This window comes from Streptomyces sp. NPDC046716, from assembly GCF_040645755.1.
Classification (GTDB): Bacteria; Actinomycetota; Actinomycetes; order Streptomycetales; family Streptomycetaceae; genus Streptomyces.
In genome coordinates, this window is the sequence record NZ_JBEYYU010000007.1 from 122,175 (window position 1) to 139,108 (window position 16,934).

The window sequence follows — 16,934 nt, forward strand, 5'->3', positions numbered from 1 at the left end:
AGCGTTCACGTGAACGCTGTTCACTATAGTGAGATCCATGAGCTCTCCGTCAACCCCGGCCCGCGGCCGCCCCTCCCGGATCGATCGCGCGCTCACCGTGCGAACAGCCCTCGACCTGCTGGACCGGTCGGGCCTCGACGCCCTGACCATGAGGCGGCTCGCCGACGCGATGGGCGTGCAGGCCGGAGCGCTGTACCGCTACTACGCGACCAAGCAGGAACTGCTCACCGCCATGTCGGAGCAGATGATGGAAGGGGTCACGGCGTCGGCCGTCGGCACCGACGACGCCTCGTGGAGCGAACGGCTCGCCACACTCGCGCACGCCCTGCGCAAAGCCCTGCTCGCCCGCCGGGACGGGGCGCGTGTGTTCGCGGGTACGCACTCCACGGGTGTCGGCGTCCTCGGCTTCGCGGAGGCACTTGTCGGCATCCTGCGCGAGGCAGGTTTCTCCGACGACGACGCGGCCCTGTCTCTGTACACCGTGGCCAACTTCACCGTCGGCCACACCCTGGAGGAGCAGGCCGCCACCGACCCGGAGAACGGCGGCACGACCGGCGTGGAGAAGCTGCGGAACGCCGTGACGTCAGGGAGCGACTACCCCCACCTGAACCGCGCCCTGTCGGCGCTCACCAGCCCAGACTTCGACCGCAACTTCGCGTTCGGCCTCGACCTGCTCGTCGAGGGGCTGAAGGCGCGCCTCTGATGCAGGTACTCGCTCGTGCTCGAACCGCGGACGGTTCCTGAGCCGCTCCCGGACAGGACGTCTAGTGCCGTGACCAGGAAGGTTCACCGGGTCCTTCGGCGCCCCTGTGGTTCGCTTAACATCGCGTGCATGTCCGAATCCGAGCACGTCATTGAGTGGTTGCAGACCTGGTACGCGTTGCAGTGCGATGGCGACTGGGAGCACGAGTGGGGTGTGAGGATCGAGACGCTCGACAACCCGGGGTGGCTCGTCAAGATCAATCTTGAGGAGACGGAGTTGGCCGACCGGGAGCATCCGCGTCAGCGGGTTACTCGGGGCGAGCACGACTGGGTGATGGCGTGGACGTCTGAGCAGACGTTTCACGTCGCTTGTGGGCCGGGCAATCTGACCGAGGCTCTCTCGCTGTTCCGGACCTGGGCGTCCAAGAACATCGCGGAAGAGCTCTGATCGGAGCAACTCACGCCGCGAGCGCGGGTCTGCCGCCCCAGCGGATGCCCTTCTCGCTGCGGATGCGAGCGCGCTCCTTCCGCTGGGCCGCGAGCACATCGGGGTGGCGGGCGTTGGTGTTGCGCCAGCGCAGGTAGGCGTGCAGGGCCCGGGTCTGGACGGTGTGGTTGCGATGGTTCGAGTTGGCGATCGTGAACTGCCGCAGCGGTCCGAAGTGGGCCTCGATCGGGTTGGCCCAGGACGCGTAGGTCGGAGTGAAGCACAGCTCGACGCGTTTCTTCCTGGCCCAACGCCGGATCGTCTCACCCTTGTGGGCGGACAGGTTGTCCAGGATGACGTAGATCGGGGCGCCGTCCGGGCGGGCAGCGCGGATCGACCTGAGGCTGGCCAGCGAGTTCGCAGAGCCCTTTTTGCGGCGGTTGACGCCCCACAGGGTGTCGTCACCGACGGAATAGCAGCCGTGGAAGTAGCGGACGCCGTGGGTGCGGTGGTAGGTCGCCGGGTGCCGCTCGGGGTGCCCGTGCTCGGCCCAGCCCGAGCCGGCGGTGGGACGGATGCCGAGTGGGCCGAACTCGTCGAACGCGAAGACCCGGTCCGGGAAGTGCTCCAGGACGTGCTCGACGCGGTCGAGCTTCGCATCGCGGTCGGGGTCGGGGTCGGGTAACTCTTTCCATGTCTTGGTTCGCTGGAAGGTGACGCCGCGGCGGGCGATCAGGCACCGTAACGCTTCGCGGCCGATCCGGATCACGCGGCCGTGGACTTTCCGCAGGTAGGCGGCGAGTTTGCGGATCGACCAGCGGGTGAAGGGCTGACCGAGCTTGGTCGGGCGGGTGGTGGCCGTCTGGACGACGAAGTTCTCGTCGTCAGGACTGAGAAGGCGGGGACGGCCTCCCGCCCATCGAGGGTCCAGGCAGGCCAGGCCGATCTCGTTGAACCGGTGGATCACGTCGCGGACGGTGTCCTCGTCCGCCTGCACCAGCTGCGCGATCACCGGGACCCTGTTCCCGCCGGCAGAGCCCAGCAGCATCGTCGCGCGCCGGTAGCGCACCGAACTGGTGCTGCCGCGGCGCACGATCTGCTGCAGCTTCTGCCCCTCCTGGTCGGTCAACCTGCGCACACGGACAGGCTCAGCCACCACACCCCCAACGAGCGGACGGACGCATGTCACCGCACATCCAACCGCCAGAAGCGCCAACCCGGCGAACCTTCCCGGTCAGAGCACTAGCCGTCGGCCGGTGCCAGTCGGGCCGCATCCGTGGAGACTGCCTCCGCGGGTTCACGCCCCAGACGCCGCACGGCGGGGACGATCAGCATGACCGCGAGGAGGACGACAGCGACCGCCGAGGAGAACTCCAGGACGTGCGCCGCGCCGAACGTCTCGGCGGCCGGTCCCGACAGGGCACGACCCAGCGGGATGACCATGATGGAGCCGGCGACGTCGTACGCGGAGACCCGGCTGAGGACGGCGAGCGGGATGTGCGTCTGGACGCTCGTCGCCCACATCACCCCCCAGAAGGCGAACCCGCACCCGCCCAGCACATGGGCTGCCGCAGTGGCGGTGAAGGACCAGCCCAGCGCGGGAGCCAGGGGGTTGAGCGCGAACATCAGCATCGCCGCCGCCCCGGCGACGACCGGTCGGCGGGGGCGGGCGCGCAGCCCGAGCAGGCCGCCGATGATCGTGCCCGCGCCGTCGGCGGAGGCGATCCAGCCGTATCCGCTCGCGCCGTGCTGCTCGGTGATGAGCGCGGCCCCCAGCGGTAGCGCGGGGCCGAACACGAACAGTCCGAACACCGACCAGATGAGAATGACGCTCCACAGCCAGTCGCGGGAGCGGAACTCCCGCCAGCCGACGGCCAGTCGGTGCCAGATGGGCGCTGCCTCCTCGTCGTGTTCGGGGGCGAAGCGGCGCAGGGGAAGCAGGCCGAGGGCGCTGACCGCGTAGGCGAGGGCGATCACCGTGTAGGACCCGGCGACGTCCCAGTAGGCGACGAGCAGGCCGGCGAGTCCGGGACCGAGCAGGGCGCTCATCGCCTCGGACACCCGCAGCAGGGCGTTGGCCCGCTGGATGTCCTGGGCCACTTGCGGTACGAGGCCGGCCAGGCCGGGCTGGAACAGCGCCGTCGCGGCGCCGCTGAGCGCCATGAGCGTCATGATCTGCCACAGCCTCGGATCGCCGAAGGCGAGGAGTGCGGCCATGAGCAGCATGGCGAACATGCGCAGCACATCGGCGGCGACCATCGTCGTCTGCGGAGAGAAGCGGTCGGCCAGCACTCCCCCGACGAGGACGAGCAGGACGATGGGGGCCATCCACGCCGCCAGCGCGTAGCCGACGCCCGAAGGGCCGAAGCCCGTGGCGAGCACGGCGGTGGTCAGCGAGACCATCAGCATGCCGTCGGCCAGCAGTGAGGCGCTGCGTGCGGTGAAGAACAGGCGGAAGGGTGCCGAACGCCAGGGGCTGGGCGGCTGCGCGTCGGGGGCGTCGTCGGTGGTCATGTCACATCGGCCGTGGGCGGCCGTTCCCTTCGGTGAGTACGGGCAACCGATGCCACGCCGCGGTGTCGGTGGCCTCGCGCGGGGCGTGGGCGACGATCACGTAGTGGTGTGGTGCGAGGAGTTCGGACCGCAGGGCGACCTGGTTCATCAGCGCGGTGTGGAGGTCGCCCGGGGTCGCGGCGCGGCCGTCGGGTGCCGCCGCGACGAAGGCGACCAGCCGGCTGTCGTTCCCGCCCTCCGGGCCGGTGCCGTCGGGTTCGTCCGTGACGGCGACGTGGGCCGGGAGCGAGCCGGCCGCGTCGCTCACCGCCCGCTCGACGGCGGTGCGGGAGATCCAGCAGCCGTCGACCCGGTGCCAGTTCGCGTCGCGCGCCGCGGGACGTACGCCGGTGACGTCGGTGAGGTCTTCCAGCGGCACGTCCGCGTGCGCGACGGCCTCCAGCAGACGGACGAGTCCGGTGAGCTGGGCCTCGGCCTCCTCACGGGTGAAGAGTGCGGAGTCGGCCCACAGCGACAGGCGCAGCTCCGGCTCGATCGCGTGGACGAAGGTGAGCAGACGGGTGGGCAGGTCCTGCTCGGGGCCCCAGACCAGGGTGAGTTCGTGGGATTCGTCGTCCCGGTCCACCGCCGCGGTGCCGACGGAGGTCGCGGGCACGCTGCTCACGTCGTTGAACACGACGTCGCGGGCGAAGCGGCTGCCGCGTTCACGGGTGACCGAGTCGATCATCTGCCAGAGCCGCACGGAGTCGAACCTGCTGTGCCGGTAGGCGTCGAGGGCCGCGCCCCAGGTCCTGCGCAGTACCGCGTCGAAGGTCGGGCCGCTCATGTCGAGGCTGAGCAGGGCGTCCTGGGAGAGGGTGGTCACGCTGCGGGCGAGCCCGGACCGGTTCCGGTTCGAGGTCGGTGCCGCGGCGACGCAGGTGCGCTGTCCCGCCCGGTGGGCGGCCAGGGTGCACCAGGCCGCGAGCAGGACGGTCGGGGCGGGACTTCCCGTGCGGGCGGCGACGGCGCGCAGGGCCCGTCCGGCCCGCGCCGACCGCAGGGACAGCTGTGCGGTGCTGTGGTCGCCGGCGCGCAGGCGCGGTTCGGCGAACATGGCCTGGGGCGCGGTGCGCAGGACCCGTTCCCAGTAGCCCAGGGAGGCCTCGCTCTTGCGGTGTCCCGCAGCCGAGGTCTCGTCGGCCGCGAGGTCGAGCGGGGTGCGGGCGGTCGGGGCGGCGAGGGTGGTGCCCGTGACGAGGGTGCGCCATTCGTCGTGCAGGATCGCGAGTGCGGTGCCGTCGACCGCGGCGTGGCTGGCGGCGAGGGCGACGTGGGTGACGGCTCCGTCATGGGTGAGCAGGGTGAGGCGCAGCGGGAAGTCGCGGTCGAGCCGGAAGCGGCCGTGGCGGGCCCGCCGGGCGACGAATTCGGCGTACCGGTGCGGTGCCTCGGGGAGGGCTGGGTGCGGGCGCTCGGTGACCTCGAAGGCGCCCTCGGACGCGACGTGTTGTTCGCCGGGCAGATCGCCGGGGCGGTGCGGGAAGGTGGTGCGCAGGGCCTCGTGCCGTTCCACGAGGACACGTAGGGCGTCGAGGGCGGCTGCCACGGAGGTGCCGTCCGGTGCGGGCCACACGTCGTGGATGTTGATCTGCACGGGGTCGTCGCGCAGGATGCACCGGATCATGTTGGTCTGCCCGAGGGCGAGCGGGCCGCGGCGGGCGACGCCCGCGCTGTAGGGAACGGTGTGCGTGTGTTCCCTGTCGATGGGGGCGCACACTTCGGGAGTCACTTCCGTCATCGTGCGCTCACCGTCTCCCGGGCGCGGGCGGACCGGATCAGCGCGGGCCACGCGTCCAGCAGGAACGCGAAGTCCGCCAGGTCGGTGCGTGCTTCGGCGAGCAGGTGGTCCCGGCGGTCCCCCAGCAGGTCGGCTGCCTCGGTCCAGCGTCCGTCGAGGCCCCGGAGGACGGCGTCGAGGGTGTCCAGCCGGCGGGCGTCCTGCGGGCGCGGGTCGGCGGCGCCGAGGCGTACCGCGTCGGCGACGGCGGCGGTCCGTATCCGCCCGTGCTCGTCGAGCAGGTCGGGGCCCGCGGCCGCGAGGGCGGTGTGGATCTCGTGGAGGCGTGGCACGGCCAGGAAGTACTTGGCGAGTCTGACCTGGTAGGCGAGGAACGCCGCGTCGGTGCGCCGGTCCGGCGTGTGGTGGTTGACGATGTGCCGGTTGTGGAGCACGCCGGGCAGCTCGGCCGCGTGCACCGCGTGCAGGAGGAAGTAGTCGCTGCCGACGGTGTCCCTGGCCGGGGGCAGGGGGACTCTCGCGTACACCGCGCGCGACAGGGCGATGTTGCACATGTCGACGCGGGTGGGCGGGACGCTGGTGAGGGTGGTGCGGTCTTCGCTGAAGGGTGTCGTTCCGCCGCCGCGGAAGGAGTCGGCGGCGAGGGTGGCTCGCCACAGCTCCGGGTAGTCGTCGGGCACGGTGAGGGTGAGGATCCGCTCGTAGGCGGCGGGGTCGCGTTGCCGTATCCCGTCGAGGTCGACGGACATCTCGCCGATGAACGACCCTCCCACCAGGGCCACGCGGCGGTCCCGCGCGCCTGGACGAAGCCTGCGGGCCGACACATGTGAGGCGGCGTCGGCCGCCACGGTGTCGAGGAAGGCGAGCTCGTGGTGGATCGGGAAGACGGTCTCTCCGGCATGTTCCTGGTAGCCGCTGTCGGAGTCCCGGCGGTGCACCGAGGCGCAGCCGAGTGTCTCCGCGATCAGGAACGCGCGGTCGGTGCAGGCGCCGTACGAGACTCCGGCGGGCAGCAGCAGGTCGAGCAGTCGGGCGGCGTCGGCGGGCGCGGCGGTGGCGGCGATGTCCCGCAGCACGACGCGTTGTGCCTGCTCGTCGAGGTGGTGGACGACGACGCCCGGTGCGGGTGCCAGGTCGTCGACGACCGTGCGGTGTTCGGCGCGCGCGGCGGCGGAGGCGGAGTCCAGGACGAGGACGTGGACCTCGACGCCGAAGGCGCGGGCTCCGTACGCCGCTTCACGGGCGACGTCGGCGATGGCCGGGGCGCAGGGCCGGTCGGTGGGGAGCGTCAGGCAGATGCGGCGCACGCGCGCTCCTCGGCGTTCGTGGCGGGACGCGGCTCGTGCCAGGACGTGAGCCCGAGCAGCCGGCTTCCGAGGTCGTCGAGTTCGGCGGTCGGGTAGCGCTGGGACTCGTGCCGTACGGGGTCGCCGACGAGGGTGCGGTTCCAGCGCGGGGTGCGCAGGTGGCGCCAGGACTCGACGCGCGAGGTGCGCAGGCGGTCGTGTTCCTCCAGCGCGGGCATCATCGAGAGGTACTGCACCGCCCGCACGCCGTCGTCCGAGGTGTTGCGGGCCACTCCGTGCGCGAGGAGTCCGTTCCAGATGAGCAGGTCGCCGGGGTGCAGTTCGGGCCTGACGACGGGAAACGCGTCGCGGTCGGCGTCCGGGCGCAGCGGGTCGCGGTCCGCGGGCTGGAGCGGGGCCCACTGGTCGAAGCGGCGGAAGAGTTCGGGGTTGCACTGGAAGCCGCCGGTCTCGGGGCTGGTCTCGTTGAGGGCGATGATGCCCTGCACCCGCTGCGGAGGGATCCCGAGGGTGGTGTCGATGTCCCAGTGCAGTTCGATGTCGAATCCGCGGTCGGTGGGATCGATCAGGGCGCGGTCGCGATTGCCGCGGTTGGGCGGGTTGAGGTTCAGCCGGTCGAGGGTGACCCACAGCTCCTCGCAGTCCCATACGTCGACGAAGGCGTCGTACACCCGGGTGTTCTGGCGGCTGTCCCAGAGCAACTGGTGGTGGTAGGCCTCCACGAATCCGTAGATGTGCAGTTGCCGGTCGAGCCGGGAGCGCCAGGGCCGGTCCTCGAACCAGGTCTGCGGCCGGTCGGGGTCGAGGCCCTGGAACTCCCAGGTGAAGTCCAGCAGCCGACGGGCGGATGCGGCCGGGATCGCTTCGCGGACGACGACGTAGCCGTAGGTCTGCCAGTGGGCGAACTGATCAGCGGACAGCACCCGTAACGGACGCGTCTTGTCGAGTTCGCGCAGGGCGGTCTGGGCGAGGTAGGACTCGCCGTCGGCGCTGAAGTAGGGCCGGTCGGTGGCGGCGCGGTGCAGGCGGGGCCGGCGGGAGCGGGCGGGCGCTGTGGTGGGCATGGGGTTCCTTCTGCGACGTCCGGCGGTGGTTCGGCTGGCTCGCGCACGGCACGGCCGTGGCAGCGCTCCGCTCCGCCGTCAGCCCGGTGGGAGAAGCGGGATGAAGGAGCGATCGAACACTGGTCTAGACCGCGAGCTCTGTCAAGTACCCCCATTTGAAGGCCATTTGAGCGCTGTTTGAGCCGCAGAACGAGTCATTCAGGCCACCGGCACCCATGACGCCTCTCTGGTCTAGACAAATTCCGTGGCGTCGCTCTAAGGTCCACAACTCGACGCCGTGACCGCGTTCTTGACGGCTCAGCACCGTCGCTGCGCTCCCGCATGTCCCGGCTCCCCGCACCCGTCCCCTTTCGCAGGAAGCGGTTTGCATGAACACCTCGACCCGGCCGTCGCCGCCGCTGCGCGGCCCCGGCCCAGGACTGCTCGCGCTCGATCCCGTGCACACGGCTCTCCTGCACGGCCTGGACGCACTTCTGCTCGGCCTGGCCGAGCAGATGGCGGCACCCGAGTGCCTCGGACCACCGCTGTTGCCGGCCGCGGGCCTCGCGCGCCTGGACTACTTCCGCAACTTCCCGCACCTGGGGGTTCCGGCCGGCCGGTTCGATCCCGAGGCGTTCGACGCGCTGGCCGACGGCGGACCACCGGTGGACGCACCGCTGCGTGCGACCGGACACCTACTGCCCTCGGCCACGTGTTACGGCCTGCTGCTGTCGCTGGAGGGCCAGGACGTCGGCGAGGAAGGACTGCGCCTGTCCGCCACGGGCCGCTGCTTCCGCAACGAGACCCACTACGAGGGACTGCGCAGACTGCACGGCTTCCACATGCGGGAGGTGCTGTACCTGGGCACCAAGGACGGCTGCGTCGAACACCTCGACCGGGGCGGGCGGTTCGTCACGGACCTTGCCGAACGACTCGGTCTCGACCTGACCCGGGCGGCTGCGGACGATCCGTTCTACGACCGGCAGGGATCCCGGGCCCGGCTCATGGCCCTCGATCCCGTCAAGCACGAGTACAGCGCTTCCGACGGCACGGCCATCGCCTCGGTGAACCGGCACCGCAACTTCTTCGGTGACCGCCTCGGCATCAGCGCCGGCCCGCACGGCACCGCGTTCAGCGCCTGTGTCGCCTTCGGCGTCGAACGGTGGGTCCACGCCATGGTCCTCACCCACGGCTCCGCCGAGAACGCCCTCGACGTGCTCGACCACGTACGGCCCCGCGCCGATGTCTCCGCCTCCCCCGCCCGTTCCGCCAGGTAAGGACCACACAGCGCCATGGAATCCGTGATCGAGTGGATCCACGAGAAGAACCCCGGACTCGAAGGGGACATCGCCCCCGACGAGGACCTGATCGAGGCCCGGCTGATCGACTCGATGGACTTCCTGGAGTTCATCGACCTGCTCGAGTCGATCAGCGGCTGGACGATCGACCTCCAGACGTCGACCATCGACGACTTCCGCACGCTCGACCGCATCCGTGAGCGGTTCCTCAGCCCGTCGGACACCGCCCCGGCATGAGCACGCGGGCGGGCGGGCCCGCGTCCCGGCCGGCCGGCGTGCCGACGCTCGTCGTGGTCGCCCGCACCACCGAGGTGCTGGCCGCACCGGCAGCGGACGAGCGGACGCTCGCCGACTGGGAACGGCGCCGACTCGCGCTCGTACGCATCCCGTCCCGCCGCGACGACGTTCTGGCCGCCCGCCTGCTGCTGCGCTGGTGCGCGGCCCACGTCACCGGCCGCCCGGCGGCGGAGTTGGAGGTGCGCCAGCACTGCCCCGACTGTGACCGCGCCGGCCACGGCAGGCCCTTCCTTCCCGGTCACCTCTGGCTCGGGATCAGCACGAGTCACACGGAAGGGCTGGTGGCGGTCGCCGTGGGGCGCGGCCGGGTGGGCGTGGACATCGAACCGTACGACCGCGTCCCACCCGACCCCGAGCTGATGCGGCGGCGCTTCCCCGCGCTCTCCTCCGCCCGACTCCCGCCAGGCACGGACACCTTGACCCTGTGGGTGCGGGCGGAGGCCGGTTTCAAGGCGGGCGACGCCGCGCAGCCGGTGCACTCCTGGTACGACGCGCCCCGCGGGGCCCGGGCCGCGGTGGCCTGCGCCGGAACGTGGCACCTGGCCGAAGCCGCCGACGTGGCACCCCGCACCGGCCCGTTCCACGCCGACCGCCATGGCAGCCCGCGCGTGAAAGAGGTCGTTCCCGGGAACGGGACAGGATCATGACTGAGACCGCCACAACCGCCCTTCGCCCCGCCCACCCGGTCCGCCAGCTCCTCGCCGCATCCGTCGGCAACGCCGTCGAGTGGTACGACTGGTACGCGTACACGTTCCTCGCGACATACATCGCCGACCAGGTCTTTCCCAAGAGCGCCGGCAACTCGCTCGTCCCGCTCCTGTCGACGTTCGCCGTCTTCGCCGTCGGCTTCTTCATGCGGCCCGTCGGTGGGCTGCTGATGGGCGCGGTCGCGGACCGGCACGGTCGCCGCTCCGCCCTCACGGTGACCATCCTGCTCATGGGCGGCAGCAGTCTGCTGGTCGGGATCACGCCGACGTACGCGGCCGTGGGTGTTCTCGCGCCGGTCGTCCTGGTGCTGGCCCGGCTGCTCCAGGGCCTCTCCGTGGGCGGGGAGTTCGCGGCATCGACGACTTTCCTGGTGGAGTCGGCGGGCCCCGGTCGGCGCGGCCTTTTCTCGTCCTTCCAGTACGTGTCCACGTCGATCGGCCAGTTGATCGCGTCGGGCGTCGCCGCGCTGCTGGTGAGCGTCCTCGCCGAGGGGCAGATGGACGGCTGGGGGTGGCGGGTGCCGTTCCTTGCGGGGGCGCTGCTCAGCCTCGTCGGGTTCTGGATCCGGCAGGGCGCGCAGGAGACCCGCACGGAGCGCAAGGAACGGCCCGGCCTGTTCGACGCGCTGCGCCAGCACCCGCGCCAGTCGCTCCTCATCTGCGGGATCACAGCGGGCGGCACGCTCGCGTACTACACGTGGACGTCGTACCTGCCGACGTACGCGGAGCTGAACACGGACATCGACAAGTCGCAGGCGCTGCTCGCCGGCACGATCTCGCTGGCGTTCTTCGCGCTGCTGCAGCCGGTGGGCGGCATGCTCTCCGACCGGTTCGGGCGCAAGCCGCTGCTGCTCTTCTTCGGGTTCGGGTTCGCGCTGTTGAGCGTGCCGTTGCTGCACGTGCTGACGGGTTCGTTCGGTTCGCTGCTGCTGACGCAGTGCGCGGGCATGGTGCTGCTCACCGGTTTCACGTCGATCTCGGCGGCGGTGAACGCGGAGGTGTTCCCGGCCCGGGTGCGGGCGGCCGGGATCGGGTTCCCCTACTCACTGACGGTGGCGCTGTTCGGCGGTACGGCACCGTACATGGGCACCTGGTTCAAGGAGATCGGGCACAGCGGACTGTTCCCCTGGTATGTCGCCGTGCTCTGCCTCGTGTCGTCGGCGGTGTACCTGCGGCTGCCGGAGACCGCCCACCGCGAGCTCGAACGCTAGACGGTCGCTTCCGGAGGCCGCGGTCAGTGTTTCCAGTAGCCGCAGAACATGATGTGGTCCTTCGGTACGCCCTGCGCCACCCAGTGCCGGCGCAGACCGGTGGCGAGGCCGGACTCGCCGACCACCCAGCCGTAGAACGGGCCTTCGGGGAGCGGGAGTTCGCGGGCGCGGGCCAGCGCCGCCGCTCCCGGGACCGGCGGGCCGGTGACGCCGCGCTCGACCCAGACGACCTCGACGCCGTGCGGCGCGGTCAGTTTCTGCCGGTCCTCGGGCGTCGGCACCTCGATGACGGCTGTGCCGGTGGTGTCCTCGGGCAGTGAGGCCAGCACCCCGGCGAGGGCGGGCAGCCCCGACTCGTCGGCGGCGAGCACGACGTGGCGCACTCCGTCCGGCGCCTGGTAGCCGATGCCCTCGTCGACCAGGACGACGGCGTCCCCGACGGAGCAGTTCTCGGCCCAGGTCGAGGCGGGGCCGGCAGCCGCGCCGTCCTCGTGTCCGTGCAGCACGAAGTCGACGTCGATCTCCGGGCCTTCGGGGCCGTGCGGGCGGTGGGCGCGCACCGTGTAGTTCCGCAGGACGGGCCGGGACCCCTTGGGGGCGGTGAGAAGTCTGAGGTAGCTCATGGTGGTCAGTCGCTCAGGCACGCGGTCGAGCGAGGCCGCCGTTCCCTCGGGGGCCGGGAGGAAGAGGCGGAACCACTGGTCGTAGCCCATCGGCCGGAAGCGGTCGATGTCGCCGCCGCCGAGGGTGACGCGCACGAAGTGCGGCGAGAGCCGCTCGCGCCGCACGACGTGGAGCCGCAGCGGCTCCTGCGTCTCGGGCTTGGTCCGGGTCGTGGTGATGTTTCCCCGTGGCATGGCCGGCGTCTCCTCAGTGGCGGGCGGTGGCGGGATCGAGCAGTTCCTGGATGCACAGGCCCACGTCGTAGGGGCCCTGCGCCTCCGTCAGGAAGCCGATGCGTACGTCGTCGACGGCGCCGTCGGCCGCTTCCAGACGCAGGACGAGCCCTTGGCGGTCGAGTCGGACGGGCCGGATCCGATCGATGCCGGACAGGTCGCCCTGCCGTACCAGCTCGGCGAGTTGGACGAGGATGTCGGCGTGGCCCGTGTCGAGGTGGCCGAGGAGTTCCGCCTCGCGGGCCGCCAGCGGGTCCGGGTTCGCCGCGCCGAGCGTCGCGGCGTCCAGGGTGCGCACGGTGTCGTCCACGGAGAGGGCGGCCCGCGCGGGCCGGAAGACGAGGGTGTCGGGTCCGGCCGGGGTGAGGCGGCCGCTGAGCGCGAGGCGGGCGCGGACCCGGTCCCGTACGGCGATCGGGGCGATGTCGGTGAACTCCGCGTAGGCCGCGAGGCCGGAGCCGGGAGCGGCGGCGAGTTCGGCGGTGAGGCAGGGGTCCGCGGGATCGAGCAGCAGGAGGCGGGACGCCGCGTCGACGGTGTGCAGTGCCACGCAGTCGTAGCGGAGGTCACCGCGGTTCACGCTCAGGGCCAGGGAGTCGGCGGCGGCCAGGATCGTTCGGGCGCGCTCGGCGTCGGTGGGCTCCGGAGGCGTCACAGGGTGGATCATCTTCCCTCCCGGGATTAGGTAAGGCTCACCTTACTTAATCCGACACGGGGAGCACACCCCGGGGCCCGCGACGACGAATCCCAGCCACTCGTACAACTCTCAGCCATATCGCACATCACATGACAACCCTTCACCCATCAGGCCTGTCACACCCAGTGAGAGAAAACAGCAAGTAAGACCACAAGGGGGAAATATGCGATTCACGCGTTCCGTGCTCTCACTGGCTGCCGTGTCCGCGCTCGCGGCCGGCTCCACCGCCGTCCTGGCCTCACCCGCGTCCGCGGCGGCCAACACCACGCCGCAGAAGGTGTGCGGCAGCGGCTACAAGACGGTCAACTCCGCGGCGGTGGGCTCGCTCGGCACCATCTACCTGACCTACAACGCCGCCAACGGCCGCAACTGTGTGGCCACCATCCGCAGCACCCCGGGCACGGCCGTGGACATGTCGGCCTGGCTGTACGTGAGCGACACCGGCCAGGGCGCCGACGACACCGGCGTCTTCACCTCGTACGCCGGACCGGCCTCCGTCTACGGCAAGGCACACTGCGTCGACTGGGGCGGCAACATCAAGAACGTCTACGTCTCGGTCTTCGGCTCGAACTGCAGCGCTCTCAAGGAGCACCGGGTCACCACGGTTCGCTGACCCTCCCCCGTCCCCGGCTTCACCCTGCGGGCCCCGCGCACGAGCCTTGTGCGCGGGGCCCGCGTCGCGGCGTCCGGCCCGTCGCCGTCACCGCGCCCACCGTCCGGCCTCAGGCGCCCGCACCAAGAGTCCGTGCCAGAGCGTCGAGGGTCACGTCGACGATGGCGCGCAGCTGCTCCGCAATCGTCCCGGCCCTGCTCATGACGGCGAGGGACTGATTCACCGCCGCGAGGTGGGTCGCGAAGGACTCGGCCACCTCGCCGTGCAGTCCGCCCGCCTTCAGCGCGGACAACAACCGGGTGTGCTGGAAGCCGATCGCCTCCCGCGCACGCGCCGCGACGCTCGCGCTCAGCGCCGGGATCGCCATGACGGTCTGGGCCACCAGGCACCCGTCGGGCAGAGCGGGATCCGCGACGCGCTCCAGGGTGACGTCGAAGAAGGCCCGCACGGCCGCCAGGGGCCGGTCGGCCGCGCAGGACAACGCGGCGTCGTACTTCTCTCCGTACCGCGCGGCATAGCGCTCCAGGCAGCGCAGGAAGAGCATGTCCTTGTCACCGAGGGAGGAGTAGATCGAGCTGCGGTTGAGCCCGGTCGCCCGGGACAGGTCGTCCACCGACGTGTCCGCGTAACCGGCCCGCCAGAACTGGATCATCGCGGCGTCCAGCGCCGTGGCCATGTCGAACTGCTTCTTGCCCGCCATACGGCACTTCCCTCCTGCTCCGCCTTCCCGATGAAGACCATCATCCCATCTTGAACCATTCAGTTCAAGATGGGTTAGGGTGACGACACGGTTCGGGCCGGGCGCCCCGCAGTGCAGAGCTCACAGCGCGGCGATGTCACCCGCCCCACGACGGACCGTCCACACACCTCACCCCGCGGAGGAGAATCATGAATGCCCCTGCCGACGCCCCCAGCGCCACCGCCACTCCGGTCCGCGACCTGCCGCTGCCGGACCTTGCCGGTTTCACCCACCGTTGGGTCGACGGGGGCGGCGGCGTCCGGCTCCACGCGGTCGAGGGCGGCCGGCCGGACGGCCCGGCCGTCGTGCTGCTCGCCGGGTTCCCGCAGACCTGGTGGGCGTGGCGCAAGGTGATGCCGGACCTGGCCGACCGCTTCCACGTCATCGCGATCGACCTGCCGGGCCAGGGCCACTCCGAACGCCCGGACATCAGCTACGACACGCACACGGTCGCCGCGCACGTGCACGCCGCGGTCACGGCGCTCGGTGTCTCGACCTACTCGCTGGTCGCCCACGACGTCGGCGCGTGGGTCGCCTTCTCCCTCGCCCTGAAGTACCAGACACATCTGCGCGGCCTGGCGCTGCTCGACGCCGGCATCCCGGGGATCACCCTCCCCGACGCCGTTCCGACCGACCCCGAACGGGCCTGGAAGACCTGGCACTTCGCCTTCCACCTCGTGCCCGACCTGCCCGAGACACTGCTCGCCGGCCGTGAACGCGAATATGTCGGGTGGTTCCTGAGGACCAAGGCCCTCTCCCCCGACACCTTCGACGATGCCGAGATCGAGCGATACGCCGCGTCCGTGGCCGCCGACGGCGGCCTCCGCGCATCCCTGGCCTACTACCGGTACGCCGCCGAGTCGGCACGGAAGAACCACGACGCGCTGGAGCAGCAGGGCCTGAGGATCCCGGTTCTCGGGATCTCCGGCAGCCACGGCTCCATCCCCGACATGGCGGCTTCCCTCAGGCCCTGGGCCGAACACGCCACCGGCATCGTCGTGCCGGACGCGGGACACTTCATCCCTGACGAACAGCCCCACGCCGTCGCCGCCGCGCTGATCGACTTCATCACCGAAGACGCTTGAGGTCGGGCGGGAGGGCGGCGGGAAGGGCCTGGAGAAAACTCGGCAGCCCCCGGTTTAGCGGAGGGCCATAGGGTCAGTCGGGGGGTGGACGCGGACAGGGACGCACTACGCAAAACGGCATCACCTGTCCGAACACCGCAACCCGCGGAGGATGCACGATGAGCGAGAACATCTGGAACTACCCCTCCACCGCCGGCTACACCCCCGGCGCCGATCTGACCGGATACAAGGTCGAGGCCAGCGACGGCAGCATCGGCAAGGTCGACAAGCACTCGCACGACGTCGGGGACCAGTACATCGTCGTCGACACGGGTGTGTGGATCTTCGGCAAGGAGGTGCTGCTGCCGGCCGGCACGGTCACCGCCGTCGACGCCGAGGCAAGGACCGTCCACGTCGCGCGCACCAAGGAGGAGATCAAGGCGGCCCCGGAGTTCGACAAGAACAAGCATCTCGGCGACGCCGACTACCAGAGCGAGCTCGGCACCCACTACAGCCACGGTGCCGGCAGCGGCATCGTCGCGCCCACACCGCCGGGAACCCCCGCCACGCCGCCCGGCACCGACCCCGCCCACAAGAGCGGGCCCACCGCCTGACGCCCCCGGGCAGGGGACGACCCGGGCAGCGACGGCACGGCAGAGGATCCCGGTTGAGATCGGCACTCCGACCAGGAACACTCGTGCGAGGAGCCCCAACCCTCGTTCCTGCCCGGCGACGGCGAGGACCTCGACGAGGTCTGCAACGTCGATGTCCTCGCGAAATGAGCATTCCGGCATGTCGTCAGCACCGCACCGGTTTCCACCGCATCCGATCCGGGGCGTACGGGTCCTGCACCAGAAGCAGAACTGTGCGCCGCAGTTCGCGCAGATCGAAGTGGACTTCGAGCCCGCGGCCGCGGGCTTCACCTTCGAGGTGGCCCTGGAATCGCCCGTGGACTACGAGCCCAGCGCGGACCTGCCACGCTTCTTCGCCGCTGCCGCCGCGGGCATCGAGGAACAGCTGAGCCTGGCCGAGCACGACATCGTGATCGCCACTCGGGTCGTCCTGCGACATGCGCGTGCCGACAGGTTCGGCTCCCGCGAACTCGCGTTCAGGATCGCGGGTTTCCTCGCCGCGCGGAAGGCGCTGGGGCACGCACGGCGGGAAGGTCTCGGTTGACCGGGAGCCACGCCAGGAGGACGGGTGCTCACGCGCGCCGGGAAAAGCGCCGCGCCGCGGCGAGCCTCACCAGCACTGCGAGGCAGACGAGGGAGACGGCCAGAGCGAGTACGACGACCGGATTCACCCACGCCGGGACCATGTCGTAGCCGGCGTTGCACTTGCTGTGCAGCGGGAACCACTTGTTGTACTCGGCGGTGTGCGCGTCCCGGTACGCGGCGTCGTAGAGCTGGTGGTGGGTGAACTGGCATTCCTCGCGGACGTTGAGCCCCATGCTGAACAGCCCCCGGAGCCATACCGCCAGGGCGGCGAACAGGGACACGGACAGCAGGTGGGCCCACCACTTCGCGCCCCGCCACCAGCGGTCGCGGAGCCCCACGTACAGGAGGTAAGCGCTCCGCACACTCGCCAGCGCCCACCCAAGGATCACCAGCAGAAGGGTGAGCACGACGACTTCCTTCAC

19 protein-coding genes are annotated in these 16,934 nt (G+C 70.9%); 10 read left to right on the plus strand and 9 right to left on the minus strand.

Going from position 1 to position 16,934, the window contains the following annotated elements; genetic code table 11:
• The first annotated feature begins 37 nt into the window (after positions 1 to 37).
• Together ABZ930_RS07885 and ABZ930_RS07890 are read left to right on the plus strand one after the other, a co-directional pair.
• Positions 38 to 703, plus strand: coding sequence for a TetR/AcrR family transcriptional regulator (locus tag ABZ930_RS07885; protein ID WP_361543203.1), 666 nt, complete (start codon positions 38 to 40; stop codon positions 701 to 703).
• A 129-nt stretch (positions 704 to 832) separates the two neighbouring features.
• The gene (locus tag ABZ930_RS07890) at positions 833 to 1,150 is read left to right on the plus strand and encodes an immunity 53 family protein (protein ID WP_361543206.1); all 318 of its coding nucleotides are present in this window, start codon (positions 833 to 835) and stop codon (positions 1,148 to 1,150) included.
• Between the two features lie 10 nt (positions 1,151 to 1,160).
• On the opposite strand, the gene ABZ930_RS07895 is transcribed toward ABZ930_RS07890, so the two are convergent.
• The 5 genes from ABZ930_RS07895 to ABZ930_RS07915 form a co-directional block, all read right to left on the minus strand.
• Positions 1,161 to 2,285 (minus strand): IS630 family transposase, encoded by a 1,125-nt coding sequence (locus tag ABZ930_RS07895; RefSeq protein ID WP_361543475.1) that lies wholly within the window; start codon positions 2,283 to 2,285, stop codon positions 1,161 to 1,163.
• 86 nt (positions 2,286 to 2,371) lie between these two features.
• Complete coding sequence (locus tag ABZ930_RS07900) at positions 2,372 to 3,643, minus strand: MFS transporter (protein WP_361543209.1); 1,272 nt, start codon at positions 3,641 to 3,643, stop codon at positions 2,372 to 2,374.
• A gap of 1 nt (position 3,644) precedes the next feature.
• Positions 3,645 to 5,423, minus strand: a complete 1,779-nt coding sequence (locus ABZ930_RS07905; protein ID WP_361543212.1) for a condensation domain-containing protein — start codon at positions 5,421 to 5,423, stop codon at positions 3,645 to 3,647.
• A complete protein-coding gene (locus tag ABZ930_RS07910; protein ID WP_361543215.1) occupies positions 5,420 to 6,730 on the minus strand; it encodes a DUF6271 family protein in 1,311 nt (436 codons plus the stop codon). The genes ABZ930_RS07905 and ABZ930_RS07910 overlap by 4 nt, the downstream gene beginning before the upstream one ends.
• The gene (locus ABZ930_RS07915) at positions 6,712 to 7,794 is read right to left on the minus strand and encodes a phytanoyl-CoA dioxygenase family protein (protein ID WP_361543218.1); all 1,083 of its coding nucleotides are present in this window, start codon (positions 7,792 to 7,794) and stop codon (positions 6,712 to 6,714) included. The genes ABZ930_RS07910 and ABZ930_RS07915 overlap by 19 nt, the downstream gene beginning before the upstream one ends.
• 368 nt (positions 7,795 to 8,162) lie before the next feature.
• On the opposite strand from ABZ930_RS07915, the gene ABZ930_RS07920 reads away from it, so the two are divergent.
• The 4 genes from ABZ930_RS07920 to ABZ930_RS07935 are packed head-to-tail and all read left to right on the plus strand — an operon-like array spanning position 8,163 to position 11,286.
• Positions 8,163 to 9,050 (plus strand): hypothetical protein, encoded by an 888-nt coding sequence (locus ABZ930_RS07920; protein WP_361543221.1) that lies wholly within the window; start codon positions 8,163 to 8,165, stop codon positions 9,048 to 9,050.
• Between the two features lie 15 nt (positions 9,051 to 9,065).
• Positions 9,066 to 9,308, plus strand: coding sequence for an acyl carrier protein (locus ABZ930_RS07925; protein WP_361543224.1), 243 nt, complete (start codon positions 9,066 to 9,068; stop codon positions 9,306 to 9,308).
• Entirely contained in the window at positions 9,305 to 10,015 is a 711-nt protein-coding gene (locus tag ABZ930_RS07930) for a 4-phosphopantetheinyl transferase (RefSeq protein ID WP_361543226.1), read from the plus strand. The genes ABZ930_RS07925 and ABZ930_RS07930 overlap by 4 nt, the downstream gene beginning before the upstream one ends.
• Positions 10,012 to 11,286, plus strand: a complete 1,275-nt coding sequence (locus ABZ930_RS07935) for an MFS transporter (protein WP_361543229.1) — start codon at positions 10,012 to 10,014, stop codon at positions 11,284 to 11,286. The genes ABZ930_RS07930 and ABZ930_RS07935 overlap by 4 nt, the downstream gene beginning before the upstream one ends.
• 23 nt (positions 11,287 to 11,309) lie before the next feature.
• On the opposite strand, the gene ABZ930_RS07940 is transcribed toward ABZ930_RS07935, so the two are convergent.
• Both ABZ930_RS07940 and ABZ930_RS07945 read right to left on the minus strand, forming a co-directional pair.
• Positions 11,310 to 12,143, minus strand: a complete 834-nt coding sequence (locus ABZ930_RS07940) for a siderophore-interacting protein (protein ID WP_361543230.1) — start codon at positions 12,141 to 12,143, stop codon at positions 11,310 to 11,312.
• A 13-nt stretch (positions 12,144 to 12,156) separates the two neighbouring features.
• A complete protein-coding gene (locus ABZ930_RS07945) occupies positions 12,157 to 12,849 on the minus strand; it encodes a DUF2470 domain-containing protein (RefSeq protein WP_361543233.1) in 693 nt (230 codons plus the stop codon).
• A 193-nt stretch (positions 12,850 to 13,042) separates the two neighbouring features.
• Between ABZ930_RS07945 and ABZ930_RS07950 the strand changes: the two genes are divergently transcribed.
• Positions 13,043 to 13,492 carry a spore-associated protein gene (locus ABZ930_RS07950; RefSeq protein ID WP_361543236.1) on the plus strand — a complete coding sequence of 150 codons (450 nt, stop codon included), beginning with the start codon at positions 13,043 to 13,045 and terminating at the stop codon, positions 13,490 to 13,492.
• A 109-nt stretch (positions 13,493 to 13,601) separates the two neighbouring features.
• Here ABZ930_RS07950 and ABZ930_RS07955 read toward each other — a convergent pair whose 3' ends face one another.
• On the minus strand, positions 13,602 to 14,192 hold the full coding sequence (locus ABZ930_RS07955; protein WP_361543239.1) for a TetR/AcrR family transcriptional regulator: 591 nt from the start codon (positions 14,190 to 14,192) through the stop codon (positions 13,602 to 13,604).
• 188 nt (positions 14,193 to 14,380) lie between these two features.
• On the opposite strand from ABZ930_RS07955, the gene ABZ930_RS07960 reads away from it, so the two are divergent.
• The 3 genes from ABZ930_RS07960 to ABZ930_RS07970 all read left to right on the plus strand — a co-directional run bounded on the left by ABZ930_RS07960 (position 14,381) and on the right by ABZ930_RS07970 (position 16,471).
• Positions 14,381 to 15,316 carry an alpha/beta hydrolase gene (locus ABZ930_RS07960; protein WP_361543242.1) on the plus strand — a complete coding sequence of 312 codons (936 nt, stop codon included), beginning with the start codon at positions 14,381 to 14,383 and terminating at the stop codon, positions 15,314 to 15,316.
• A gap of 158 nt (positions 15,317 to 15,474) precedes the next feature.
• Positions 15,475 to 15,909, plus strand: a complete 435-nt coding sequence (locus ABZ930_RS07965; protein WP_361543245.1) for a PRC-barrel domain-containing protein — start codon at positions 15,475 to 15,477, stop codon at positions 15,907 to 15,909.
• Positions 15,910 to 16,087: 178 nt separating this feature from the next.
• Positions 16,088 to 16,471 (plus strand): hypothetical protein, encoded by a 384-nt coding sequence (locus ABZ930_RS07970; protein WP_361543248.1) that lies wholly within the window; start codon positions 16,088 to 16,090, stop codon positions 16,469 to 16,471.
• Positions 16,472 to 16,499: 28 nt separating this feature from the next.
• Here the strand turns inward: ABZ930_RS07970 and ABZ930_RS07975 are convergent, their stop codons facing one another.
• Positions 16,500 to 16,919, minus strand: a complete 420-nt coding sequence (locus ABZ930_RS07975) for a hypothetical protein (RefSeq protein WP_361543251.1) — start codon at positions 16,917 to 16,919, stop codon at positions 16,500 to 16,502.
• Positions 16,920 to 16,934 lie beyond the last annotated feature (15 nt).